At 54.3% G+C, this 12,197-nt stretch carries 13 protein-coding genes; 10 read left to right on the top strand and 3 right to left on the bottom strand.

Translation table 11 applies throughout. From position 1 onward, the window contains the following. The first annotated feature begins 1 nt into the window (after position 1). The 6 genes from ACR0EV_RS11385 (at position 2) to ACR0EV_RS11360 (ending at position 6,291) form a co-directional block, all read left to right on the top strand. On the top strand, positions 2-1,351 hold the full coding sequence (locus ACR0EV_RS11385; protein WP_480800185.1) for a substrate-binding domain-containing protein: 1,350 nt from the start codon (positions 2-4) through the stop codon (positions 1,349-1,351). Next, positions 1,348-1,971 carry a helix-turn-helix domain-containing protein gene (locus tag ACR0EV_RS11380; RefSeq protein ID WP_480800184.1) on the top strand — a complete coding sequence of 208 codons (624 nt, stop codon included), beginning with the start codon at positions 1,348-1,350 and terminating at the stop codon, positions 1,969-1,971. Before ACR0EV_RS11385 ends, ACR0EV_RS11380 begins: the two co-directional genes overlap by 4 nt. Before the next feature lie 2 nt (positions 1,972-1,973). Next, a complete protein-coding gene (locus ACR0EV_RS11375; protein ID WP_480800183.1) occupies positions 1,974-2,756 on the top strand; it encodes an alpha/beta hydrolase in 783 nt (260 codons plus the stop codon). After that, positions 2,753-3,901 carry a fumarylacetoacetate hydrolase family protein gene (locus ACR0EV_RS11370; protein WP_480800182.1) on the top strand — a complete coding sequence of 383 codons (1,149 nt, stop codon included), beginning with the start codon at positions 2,753-2,755 and terminating at the stop codon, positions 3,899-3,901. The genes ACR0EV_RS11375 and ACR0EV_RS11370 overlap by 4 nt, the downstream gene beginning before the upstream one ends. Positions 3,902-3,911: 10 nt before the next feature. Then, positions 3,912-5,408 (top strand): aldehyde dehydrogenase (NADP(+)), encoded by a 1,497-nt coding sequence (locus ACR0EV_RS11365; RefSeq protein ID WP_480800181.1) that lies wholly within the window; start codon positions 3,912-3,914, stop codon positions 5,406-5,408. A gap of 259 nt (positions 5,409-5,667) precedes the next feature. Further along, positions 5,668-6,291, top strand: coding sequence for a TetR/AcrR family transcriptional regulator (locus ACR0EV_RS11360; protein ID WP_480800180.1), 624 nt, complete (start codon positions 5,668-5,670; stop codon positions 6,289-6,291). A 71-nt stretch (positions 6,292-6,362) separates the two neighbouring features. Here the strand turns inward: ACR0EV_RS11360 and ACR0EV_RS11355 are convergent, their stop codons facing one another. Continuing rightward, a complete protein-coding gene (locus tag ACR0EV_RS11355; RefSeq protein ID WP_480800179.1) occupies positions 6,363-6,683 on the bottom strand; it encodes a TRAP transporter large permease subunit in 321 nt (106 codons plus the stop codon). A gap of 53 nt (positions 6,684-6,736) precedes the next feature. Beyond that, complete coding sequence (locus ACR0EV_RS11350; protein WP_480800178.1) at positions 6,737-6,862, bottom strand: hypothetical protein; 126 nt, start codon at positions 6,860-6,862, stop codon at positions 6,737-6,739. Here ACR0EV_RS11350 and ACR0EV_RS11345 point away from each other — a divergent pair. After that, complete coding sequence (locus ACR0EV_RS11345; protein ID WP_480800177.1) at positions 6,861-7,631, top strand: enoyl-CoA hydratase/isomerase family protein; 771 nt, start codon at positions 6,861-6,863, stop codon at positions 7,629-7,631. The two genes, ACR0EV_RS11350 and ACR0EV_RS11345, sit on opposite strands and share 2 nt — an antisense overlap. Positions 7,632-7,770: 139 nt before the next feature. On the opposite strand, the gene ACR0EV_RS11340 is transcribed toward ACR0EV_RS11345, so the two are convergent. Next, on the bottom strand, positions 7,771-8,562 hold the full coding sequence (locus tag ACR0EV_RS11340; protein ID WP_480800176.1) for a hypothetical protein: 792 nt from the start codon (positions 8,560-8,562) through the stop codon (positions 7,771-7,773). A gap of 428 nt (positions 8,563-8,990) precedes the next feature. Here ACR0EV_RS11340 and ACR0EV_RS11335 point away from each other — a divergent pair, with 428 nt between their 5' ends. The 3 genes from ACR0EV_RS11335 to ACR0EV_RS11325 all read left to right on the top strand — a co-directional run bounded on the left by ACR0EV_RS11335 (position 8,991) and on the right by ACR0EV_RS11325 (position 11,980). Further along, positions 8,991-9,962: a hypothetical protein gene (locus ACR0EV_RS11335; protein ID WP_480800175.1), complete on the top strand. Its 972-nt coding sequence runs from the start codon at positions 8,991-8,993 to the stop codon at positions 9,960-9,962. Positions 9,963-10,254: 292 nt separating this feature from the next. Then, positions 10,255-10,665: a hypothetical protein gene (locus ACR0EV_RS11330; protein ID WP_480800174.1), complete on the top strand. Its 411-nt coding sequence runs from the start codon at positions 10,255-10,257 to the stop codon at positions 10,663-10,665. A gap of 4 nt (positions 10,666-10,669) precedes the next feature. Continuing rightward, positions 10,670-11,980: a hypothetical protein gene (locus tag ACR0EV_RS11325; RefSeq protein ID WP_480800173.1), complete on the top strand. Its 1,311-nt coding sequence runs from the start codon at positions 10,670-10,672 to the stop codon at positions 11,978-11,980. Positions 11,981-12,197: the final 217 nt, after the last annotated feature.

Below are 12,197 nucleotides of genomic sequence, written 5' to 3'. Positions count from 1 at the left end.
CATGTCTCAGGATGACAAATCAAACGTGCAGCGCATCGCGGCGATCCTGAAAGGGTTCGACGCACGAAACACACCGCGTCGCACGCATGACATCCTAGAAGATCTGGGCGTCACCCGCTCCACTGGTTTTGGTCTTCTACGGGCGATGGTGGCGACAGGCTGGCTGGAACGTTTCGACCATGGGTTTCTCAGGTTGGGACCAAAGGCGCGGCAGATGATTTTTGCCGCGTTGGAGGTGCCTGAACCCTCGGAAGTGAAAAAGCTGTCGGCGCGACCGGGTGGTCAGGGATCCGAAACGCAGGGCAATATTCCTGATCTGGAGTGGGACCCGACGCTGGTGCGAACTGTCGACGCCAGCCAATATCAGCGCGCAGCACCATACCGCATCGGTTTTTCCAACGCCTCCACAAGCAACGCCTGGCGCCGGGCCATGCTGCAAAGTCTGTTTTACGCGGAACGGATTGCGCAATCGCAGATCGAAGCGCTGATCGTGTTGGATGCCCAGGATGACCCCGCTTTGCAGCTTGCCCAGATTGATGAGCTTGTAGGGCAGGGGATAGACCTGCTGCTGATATCCATCACTTCGGTCAACGACAAGGCGCTCAGCGATCGTCTCGGAGAGCTGGCCGCTGAGGGCTTGCCGATTGTTGCGATTGACCGCCGGCCAAATGACAGGTCTTCGCTTGTTTCATTTGTCACGGCATCGGACAACAGGATCGGACGTATAAGTGCCCTGTGGATGGCCGAAACTCTGTCGGGTCAGGGTCGGGTGTGGATGCTGAGCGGGCTGGACGGGGCCAGCCCGGCGCTGAGACGACAACAGGCCGCGCTTGCAGTGTTCTCGGAATTTCCGGGCATCAGGGTTGAAAACGTCAGTTATACCGATTGGACCGAAGCAGGTGGGTATGACGCCATCGACAAGGTGCTGGCCGAGGCACGCCGACCGCCGGACGGGGTCTGGTGTGACAGTGGTCTGCAAGGGGTGGGTTCAGTCAAACGTTTCCTGGATGGCGGCTTTGATATCCCGGCTCACACCGGCGGGGACCTGAACGAGATGTACAAACTATGCCTGCATCACAAGGCGCCGATGGCTGCACTGGACTACCCGGCCAGTATGGGCGCGCGGGCGCTGGGGCTAGCACTGGATATTCTTGCCGGGAACACCGTTCCGCAGCGCGTAGAAGAGCCCGTTCAGATCGTGTTGCCGCGGGGATTGGAAACACCTTCGGTCAAGGCCGATGGTTGGGCTGAACTGCATGTCGCCTGGGATTTGCCAGATGATGCCATTCTCTCGCAAGGTCCAGCCTTGCACTTGGAAAAACGATCCATCAAAGGGAGCGCTACAGCATGACCCAATCCGCCTATGAACGTGCAATTGACGTCTTCCAGGCACTACTGAACGCACCCGGACATGAGGCGCATAGCTCTCCGGCGGGGTTGATCCGGGCGGCAGGGTTGCCTGCCAGCAGTGGTTACCGGCACACCGCGACGCTTGAAGCAGAAGGGATGCTGCGTCGAGACGCACAGGGTTGTTATCTGCCCGGCATGTCTACCATACGGATTGGTCTGCAAGGGTTCGGCGTCGGTCGTCTGGCACCGTTGGTTCAGCCTATCCTGCTGCAATTGCGCCAAAGTTCTCAGATGACATCGTTTCTGGCCATGGCACAGGATCTGGAACTGCATATGGGTCCGCATTCGGTCGGGCGTGAGACACGCGCGACGCCCTTGCAGCGTTCTTACGGGTTCGAGACCATTCCGGAATTCACGATCGGCCAGGTCACGGAAACTAACTTGCGCTGGTTCGAAGGTCGCGTCGCACGTCGGACCAACGTCGCCCTGATCCCAGTCGAAAGCACGGCCAGCAGCATTGCCGTTGTCGGCTTGGTTCTGAATTCCACGCGTGGTGCAACCGATTTGCAAAACCGTGCGTTAAGCCAGGCTTACAGACAAATCGCGAAAAAAGAGGTTTAGCCATGCAGGCCTTCTGGGACAGCCAGCTCAAATTCTCTGAGGTTATTCCCGGTTTCGCCGAAGCCTTGGACCGTATGGCGCGGGACAGTGACGCTGTAGCTCAACAATGCTTGTTTACACGTACGGCTTACGGAGATCATCCGCGCCAATGGGTTGAATGGACCGAAGGCACAGGCCCAAACTCGGTTTTGCCTGTCATCATTCACGGTGGCTATTGGCGGGCGCTAGAGGCCGAGGCGCATCGTTTCATGGTTCCCGCGTTTCTGTCAGCGGGGGCCAGCGTGGCCAATATCGAATACCGCCTGATGCCCGAGGTTCGGTTGGCCGATGTCGTGGCAGATACCAAATCAGCCTTGCACAAACTGGCCGAGGTGTTTCCCGAGGTGCGGTTCGTCCTGATTGGCCATTCCGCCGGTGCGCATCTGGCGCTATCGGCAATGACCGACGACGCTCTGGCCGCGCGAACGCTGGGTGTTCTGTCACTCAGCGGGGTTTACGATCTGGCCCCTGTGCGCCTGTCTTTTCTGCAATCGGAACTTGGGCTGACTGCGGAAGAGGTGGCAGAATTCACGCTATCCGCGCACGCAAACCGACCACCTGTCCTCTACATCAATGGCAGCGCCGAAACCCCCGAATATCTGCGGGGTGGCGCGTTGATGTCGCAATCCGAAAACGCTGATTGGCACATGATCACCGACGCAGACCACATGTCTCTGACCTGGGCCGCCTGCGATCAGGCCGATCAGCTTTTGTCCAAACTTTATTCTTTGGGAAACACCAAATGACACTGAACTTACCTGACACCGGAACGTTCGTCGGCCGTATCTGGCTGCCGCAGGCTCAAGGCCCCGCAGTGGTGGCGCTGCGGGGTGATCGTCTTGTCGACATGACCTCGTCACAAACCCCAACGATGCAGGCGCTTTTGGAACTGGACGATCCGGCTGCTGTGGCCAATGCAGTGGACGGCACGGACATCGGCACTATCAACGAAGTCTCGGCCAACTCAACAGAAGCGCCCGATCCATCCAGACCGTATTTCCTTGCACCATCCGACCTGCAACCGATCAAGGCCTGCGGCGTGACTTTCGTTTCATCGATGCTGGAACGTGTGATCGAGGAAAAAGCCAAGGGTGACCCGGCCAAGGCGGACGCCATCCGCGCTCGCTGTACCGAGATTCTGGGCGACAGCCTGCGTGCAGTCGTACCAGGTTCGGACAAGGCAATGGCGTTGAAAGAAGCCCTGATCGCCGAGGACGTGTGGTCGCAATACCTTGAAGTTGGGATTGGCCCAGATGCTGAGGTATTTACCAAATCGCAAGCCATGTCAGCGGTGGGCTTCGGTGCCAGTGTCGGGCTACACCCAATCTCGACCTGGAACAATCCCGAACCCGAGGTCGTCCTGGCCGTCGACAGTACTGCTCGTATCAAGGGCGCCACACTGGGCAATGATGTGAATCTGCGGGATGTCGAAGGGCGCTCGGCGCTGTTGTTGGGAAAGGCCAAGGACAACAACGCCTCTTGCGCCATTGGCCCGATGTTGCGGCTGTTTGACGACAGCTTCGGGATGGATGACGTCCGACAGGCCGAACTGACACTGAAAGTAACCGGCGAAGAAGGGTTCGAAATGCACGGAACCAGCTCGATGGCCGAAATCAGCCGTGACCCGGAAAATCTGGTTGGTCAGGCGCGTGGTGCGCATCATCAATACCCGGATGGTTTCTTTCTTATGTTGGGTACGTTGTTTGCACCGACACAAGACCGCGATACGCCCGGCGGGGGCTTTACCCACAAGATGGGTGATCTGGTTGAAATATCGAACCCGGCGCTCGGACGGTTGGCCAACACGGTGCGCCTGTCCACTGAATGCCCGCCCTGGACCTTTGGCACCAGCGCGCTGATGAAAAACCTTGCCGCACGCAACCTGATCTGAGGAATTTGAGATGAACGGACACAGCCTGATTGCCGGAGAGTGGATGGCAGGCAACAGCAGCTTTCAGTCTGCCCCCGCAACCGGAACGCCCAGGACCTATTCGGCCGGAACGCCGGAACTGGTTGCGCGTGCTTGCGCTGCAGCCGAGGATGCCTTCTGGTCCTATGGGTATTCAACACGCGAAGACCGTGCGGTGTTTCTGGAGCGGATCGCTGACGAGATCGAAGAGCGTGGCGCGGACATTACCGAAATCGGCTGCGCTGAAACCGGCCTGCCAGCGGCTCGGATGGAAGGTGAGCGTGGGCGGACCACTGGGCAGTTGCGCCTGTTTGCAAGCCATATCCGCGATGGTGCGTATCTGGATTATCGCCACGACGCGGCCTTGCCCGATCGTCAGCCATTGCCGCGCCCGGATCTGAAAATGGTGCAGCGCCCGATTGGTCCGGTGGCGGTTTTCGGCGCGTCAAATTTTCCGTTGGCCTTTTCGACCGCGGGGGGGGACACTGCAGCCGCGCTGGCGGCAGGATGTCCCGTGGTGGTCAAAGGTCACCCAGCGCATCCCGGCACGGGCGAGATCGTGGCTGAAGCCATTGACGCGGCCAGACAGGCTCTGGGCTTGCATCCGGGGGTGTTCAGCTTCGTTCAGGACGGCGGATTTGCTGTCGGTGGCGCGCTGGTACAGAACCCTTTCATCAAAGCGGTTGGCTTCACCGGGTCCCTGCGCGGAGGACGCGCTTTGTTCGACCTCTGCGCCGCCCGCGAAGAACCAATCCCGTTCTTCGGCGAGCTGGGCTCGGTCAATCCTATGTTCCTGCTGCCTGCTGCCCTGAAATCCCGTGGGGCAGAAATTGCCCAAGGCTGGGCGGCCTCGCTGACGATGGGCGCAGGCCAATTCTGCACCAATCCGGGCCTGGCCATAGTGCCCGACGGCCCCGACGCCCAAGCCTTTATCACCGGGGCCGCCGAGGCGTTGCAGGTTTCCGCCTCTCAGACCATGCTGACAGACGGCATTGCCCAGGCGTTCCGCGATGGTCGTGATCGCATCGCATCAGCGCCAGATGTCACGACATTGGTGTCTGGAGCAGCCGAAAACCGGGACGCGAGTGCCTTTCTCTATCAGGTCTCGGCTGAAGCCTTTGAGGCCAACCCGGTCTTATCGCATGAGGTTTTCGGGCCGCTGGGACTTGTCGTCGTCGCCAGGGATGCCGACGCCTTTGCGCCTATCGCACGGAAGTTGGAGGGTCAGTTGACCACGACTTTGCATATGGATTCCGCCGACGTCGCACATGCGTCGATCTTGCTGCCCATACTCGAGCGCAAGGCCGGACGCGTTTTGTTCAATGGCTTTCCCACCGGGGTCGAAGTTGCAGACAGCATGGTGCACGGTGGCCCCTATCCGGCATCGACAAATTTTGGAGCGACCAGTGTAGGAACGCTTTCAATCCGCCGTTTTCTACGCCCGGTTTGCTACCAGAATTTACCAGATAACCTTCGCATCGACATCTGATGTCAAATTGAACAGCGTATCAGATTGATGCGCTGTTTGGGGCTTTTGCCAAGCCGCGTCGCAACTGGACCTTCAGCCTGTTCAAGAGATGCTTCGTTCACCGTGTGGCATTCCCGAAACCCAGCACAATGACAGGGGCGCAAGCTTTTGTCCACAGGGTCAGTGAAATGACCTTGTGGCGCATTTGATCGAGCGAAATCTTTCTAACCCATTGAGGTCAATATATTGAACGTTAGGTCAAGTGTGTTAATATGGCGGTGTGGCTAGATTTGAAGGTATCCCGAATCCGCAAGAGCTTCGTGAACTGAAGCGCGCGGAAATCGTCCGGCAAGCTTCGGCAATTTTTGCTGAGAAGGGTTTTAGAGGCACGTCTTTGACGGCTGTCGCCAAAAGCGTCGGCGTCACCAAGGCCGCGCTTTACCATTATGTTTCCGGCAAGGAAGAACTGCTGTTTCTGTGTCAAAAAGCCGTGGTTGAGCAAGCGTATGAAATCATCCACGCAGCTCGTGAAGCCGAAGGAAAATCAGCTTTTGAGCGTTTGAAAAATGCATTGAGCGGGATCATCAGTGCTGTGACGGGTGACGCGATTCAGTACAGCCTTTTTTTTGAAACCACTGACGAGTTGCCAACAACGAATAAGGAACAAGTTCAGGAAATCAAGCGGCTCAGAGATCGCGTCGAGCTGCAGGTACGTGAATTGGTTCGTGAGGCAATCGACGAAGGCTCGCTTGAACCGGACACCGACCCAAAACTTGCTGGATTTATGCTGCTGGGCTCTGTCATTTGGGTTACCCGCTGGTTCCGCCAGGATGGAGACTGGACTCGCGAGCAGATAGCGGAAATGGTTCCGCGCTACTCTTTGCAAAGCTTTCAAAAATCTTGAATTGATTGCCACTGCACAAAAGAAACCTGCGACGGTTGCCCGCCGCAGGTTTTTTTCGCTGAATGCCTTGCTCAGCGTAGCAGCGAGGGGAGGAATGTCGCAATCGGTGGAAAGACAGCGATCAGCAGTATGCTGAGCAACATGATCGCAACAACCGGAAGGCTGGCCCGAAACAACATGCCCGTTGACAAGGAAACAGGGGCCGCCGCGCGCATCGCGAACAGAGTGTAGCCGAAGGGCGGCGTTACCGAGCCGATGGTCAGATTGATTGCGAACAGTGTCCAGAACCAAACCGGATCGACACCCATATTCTGCACAATTGGAGAATAGATCGGGATTGCCGCCAGCATAAAGGCGACCTGGTCGATGAACATACACAGGATCAGCGGCACTGTCAGGCATCCACATCGACCGACCCGAACAGAAACGCGAGTCCGGAGGAATACTATGCGCGCGCTTCTTTCTTTCGCACGCCACCGGATGCAATCGGACCAAACCGCAACAGCCCGACATCGCGGTGTCGGTGCAGAACTTCATTCCCTTCTTTCTTGGCAAATCGGAATTTTTTCATGAACACCTCCTACGAAACGATCGACTTTGAATTCGAGAGCGGTGTCGCAGTGTTGTCGTTGAACCGTCCTGAAGCGGCAAATGCGATTAACTTACAAATGGCCACGGAACTTAGAGATCTGACGCGGCACTGCTGCACGCTTGACGACCTTGCGGCCCTGATCATTCTGGCGAATGGGTCTTCCTTTTGTGTCGGAGGTGACCTTGCGGAACTGAACGCACAAGGGGCGGATGTTCCTGCGCATGTCGACAAGATGGCAGGCGCATACCATGCTGCTCTTGAAAACCTCGCTGCTTTGACCGCGCCGGTCATCATCGGCGTAAACGGTATCGCTGCGGGCGGTGGGTTCTCAATTGTCACCGCGGCCGACTATGTTTTTGCGACTCCAAAGACAAAGTTTGTCTCGGCATATACCAGTTCATATCTGACGCCGGACGGTTCCATGACCTACAACCTCGCGCGCCATGTCGGTTTGCTCAGGGCGAAAGAGCTTGTCCTGACAAACCGTGTTTTGACTGCGGGTGAAGCCGCGACCTGGGGGCTGGTGAACAAAGTCGTCGAAGCGGAGGAATTGCGGCACTCTGCCATGGCGCTTGCGGCAAGTTTCTCGGTCTCTCAAAAAACCGCGATCGGGAAAACCAAAGCGTTGTTGGAAACAACATACCGCAACTCACTGGCAGAACAGTTGGAACTTGAGCAGGATGGAATCGTTGGGCAAGTTTCTGAGCCGGAAACTCAAGCAAAGATCGAGGCGTTCCTGCGCCGCTGATCACGGCAAGCATCATCCGGAATAGATGCGCTAGTGCATATCATTCCTCAAAGTGAATAGGTTGGTGGGCTATAACGAAGCAAAGTGCGTATCTTTTTGATCAAACTTCTTTTTCACAGCCCGGACCAACGTCATCGGATTACCCGGGCGGGCGAAAAGAAATTTCTCTGATTGCAACCGGCGTATCAGCATAAAAGTCGTATGCCTCTGCCCACGAAGCAAACGGGCCTCCAAAAAATGGTTCATCAATACGCAGGAGTTTCTCGCCCTTGTTCAAAACCAGCCCTATTTCGTCGAGCTTCAGATCGCCATCAAAACTTGGGCCTAAGGTGAATTCAAAGGCAAAAATCTCTTCGCTCAATGTGTCGAAGTCAACTGATTGACCGATCAAATAGAGGGTAGTGCCAGCCCCCAATCTCGAAACCGCTTTTTCCCAGCCGACTAAGTCAATCGCTGTCAAATCCTGCGGCAACTCGCTGATAGGAGGGTAGTCAAATGTCCAACCTGCTTCTGCGTCAATAGCTGCTCTGTTAATCTCTTCAGAAAGACCAATGCGAAAACTAGCTTCCATTGCAAGAGCTTCATTTCGAGCGCGCTCACTCTCAGCGATTGCCTCTTTTGTTTCGAAGATCTCGCGCTTCAGATCAGAAATATTAATATTTCCCACGCTTTGGCCAGTGACCAAAGTGACCGCAAGTCCGCTCGATGGATGCTCAGATACGATAGTTTCGAGATTTAAGAGTGCTTGCTCATAAACCGCAAGTCGCTCTTTCGGGGAGGAAGCTTCAGTGAGTGAGTTAAGGGCTTGCACAGCCTCAACCATTAAGATGTTAGCCTCTTCCTCTCCTGCTAAAGCAGGCTCAACTGTGCTCAATGCAACCACAGAAAAAGCCGAGAGAAGAGCTGCACGAGCCACATTTGAATGCCACATAATATCCTCCTACGAGCGTATCAGGAACACCCATGTTCGCTCGAAGCTACTAGTACAAATATCCAGCAATAACAGTGATTAAATTCGGTGTCGAGGGGCCTGACCAAGCTCCTTAAGAGCCTGCGCGACCTGACCCTCGAAGCGCCCCTTGGGTCTAGCCTAAAATCTGCTCGCCCACTTTTAATACCTTACCAACCTATGAGGTCGCGTGAATCGTTTCCGCGCGAAAAGTAGTTGAGCCCACGACGCTACAATAATCTTTCTAGTCACTGAGTAGTAGAATTTGAATTCCTCTTTTTCCGGTCGATAGCCCAGATTCCGCGCATCTCGCCCTGAGCGTAATTCATAACTCGATGAATTTTCTTGATATGGTCGCTATTCGTGGATAGCGTTGAAATCACTTTGCAATTTGAGAGTTTGGTGTGTTTATGAGTTTGAATCTTATTTTAAAGTCATTTTGTTATTTAGCTGCTGGTACATTCTTCTCCGGGTTTGCTTTCGCAGACGACAGCTTAAAGGCACCGCAGCTTTCAGATGAAGAAATCCAGGCTCTTGGGTCCGGGATATTCAAATGTCTCAAAGCAGAGCATCAACAGGAAGGCTGGGAGAGGAAGCACGCCGATAGGACGCGCCATGAGGACTTCTTCGACTATTTGTCCCCAAATTTTAAAGCGGAAATCGAGCAATTGGCTCGAAGTAATGACGCTGTCTATCGTGTTGTGGCGGTCGGCTATGATAGTAATTCGTCGGTAGACACAGCATATATTTCAATTCTCGAACGCAGTGATGGAATGGTCGTTGTAAGACCAGTGGTGCGGCAGATAAACGGCTACGACTTCAGCAGGTTTTCCGGGCAAGCTTGTGCGCCAGGAGAATGGAGGGCCTCAATTGACGCCTTTATGGGAGAAATTAAGAAACCAAAGGATACCGAGTTAACCAGCGCGTCCAGCGAGGAATTGGCTATTCCAAGTGGACAAAGAGTTCGCGCGGATCTTGTTGGAAGCTGGACATGCGAGGGTGAAGGAAAGCTGGAAAACCAGGGCGTGATGGAAGAGTGGAACATGTCTAGCAGCGTTGTGCTAGCTTCGAGCGGCACTTTTGAAAGGACATTCAGCCTTTTCCATGGGGACGATACCGTGCGTACATCATCAAATGGGCGTTGGTATGCAAGCGACGATGTATTGACCATAAAAACTAGCTTCCAAAACGTCGATCAACTGATTGTTGATGGACAGGAAATTCCTAAGCTTGCGCTTGCATTGGGAAGCTTGGTCGATGGAGTGATGAGATCTGCACCCGATAGCAGTTTTGAAATAAAAAAGCGCGGGATCGTCTTCTCTAGGCTCACGCTTGAAGAGCAAGGTAGCTACCCGATCATCTGCGAACTATCTGATGATTAGCGCAGTGGCGTTACATCCGTTTGGTCTCACCGCGCTGATTTGATTGTAAGCCAGTTGCCTGCTTGAGTTTTGTAGTTAGTGGTCGAAGGTTGTGAATGACATGTGGTTATTAAATAGCCGAGTTTTTTTGGAACCAGTGCATATCTTTGGTTCTGCTAAATGAAAATTGAATGCGGGGTGCGCCGAAATTAACTTACCGATGTCTGCTAGGTCTTTGCAGTACAGTTAAATTGAGTCCTGAAAGGACCACCATAAGCATTAATGATGCACCAATTACTATTATGAGGGAAAAATGCCATCTCCTGAAGACTACGAATTCGAGTATGGGCCAGATCTTTTGGCAATAGAGCTTCCTGAAGATACGAGCGTCATAGAGCAAATCTTTAAAACCGCAGCCGCCATGTTCGAAGACCTCAAGGCCGGAGATCTAAAAGAGGCCGTTCTGCAAGACCTCTACACCAAACAACTCGGGATCCTATCGCTATTCCGAGCCATGGAGGCCGCTTACAACCATTACCGACCGGACACGGAAGATGAGGGCGAGCTGATGAAATATCGCATGACCTCCGTCCCCGGAAAGAGCCTCGCCTACTGTCGAAAGCTCTTTATTGCACTGCGCTTGGCAGATGAGGAGCCAAGCGCACTCAGCGATGAGGCTAAAAAACACCACAAAGAACTGTTCGCGTCATATTTTAAAGGGTAGGCAGATGTTTCTTGCACTTGTACTGATCGTTGCGCTCGCGAGCCTGGGGTGGCTCATAAGAAAGAAGAAAATCATTCCTGCCTGGATTGTTGGCGGCCTTCTGGCTTTGGCGCTCTACGTTTGGGTTGATATCCAATCCCACTTCCTGACCGGTGTGGTGCTGATCGTGGCAGCTGGCTTTGGCCTCTTCAGATCCTACCTTGCAACCTTTGATCCACCGGCCGGAGGCATCGCATCCAGAAAGCCTGGCGCACAAGGGCCAAAGACCCTTGAGGACCTGCCCTACACAGCCGAAAAGACTGAAAACCTTCCGCAAGACTGTGCTTTCGAATTGAAGCTGCGCAGGATGGAATGGACCTTTATCTATGCCGACTGCAAATTCGCAATCACCCATGCTGGTCGCCGCGTAATTGTGCGCGAGGGTTCATTGGTCAGCATCTCGCCAACCCTCGCTCAGACAGAGTTACATCGCTCCACGCATGAGAAGGTCAACATTCACACGCCGGTGACAGAAAATGTCTGGAAAACAACAACCTGGAATGCCGCTCGCATCATCGAGGAATATAGCCAGATCACCGGAGATGGGAATGACGATCACGCTTTTATAGGCGGTGAAGTCTACTACATACCTACATCTCAGGCGATGGAGGCAAGTGGTTTGGAAGGCGGCAGCGCAATGTACTGGGCGGGCAGCTTTGCCGGGATCAAAATGCCGGACTGCGTTGAGGAAAAGGGCTACTCCGGCCTGAATGCTGAAGCGATGGTGAACACAGAGCTGGCCCTTCAGGACAACGGTCACAATCCCAATGAGTTGAATCCGGAAGCCTTTATTCGACAGGCCTCAGAAGAGGGTCATCTGATTTCTGCGCGAGCGATTCACGATTACTTCTTCCGTCAGGAAGAGACCCTACTCCCGCGAACAGCCGATGCTTTGGACAGCCCTATTGGGATGTCAGAGAGCCCCACAGGTCGGGTAGGCTTCCCAGTACAGACCGGTAAGATGATCGACCCCTTTGGCGTCCAGGTAAGCAATCTCTACGTGTCAGGAGATGGTAACCTGACCATTGGCCTCTCAGAGAATCTGTCTGTTTCAGAGGGGCAGTTTGTCACCAAAATAGGCGGTCTCAATGTCAGCAAAGATCGGGTCACCGCAAATGTGGCCGGAATGGAAGTTGACCTGACCGGCCGGGACCTCTTCAGCACTAAAGACAAAAAGGGAAAGACATCCACGTTCCTGGGAGAAAAGGACGACATGGAGATGACCGTCCTGGGTATGAAAAAGAAGAAAGATAAGGGTGGCGGTTTCTTTGATTGAGAGCCGCCCATTGAAGTTCAAGTACACAAGGAAGCTAAGTTAATGACATCCTGTTCCTGAAAAACATTTGCTGTTGCGGTATTGATCTCACCAAGTGCAGCAGTTGGGTACAGAGAAACTTATGATATCTCCAATGACTCTGACCGGACTCGTGTGGCGTGGATGGGTGAGAGCGGACTGTTATTTCGGAACCTAGAGTTGGATAGGGCAAAGGAAA

The sequence above is a fragment of the Ruegeria sp. CF8 genome (genome assembly GCF_056537285.1).
Note: the sequence above shows the minus strand (reverse complement) of the source record. Positions and strands in the feature narration are given on the sequence as shown.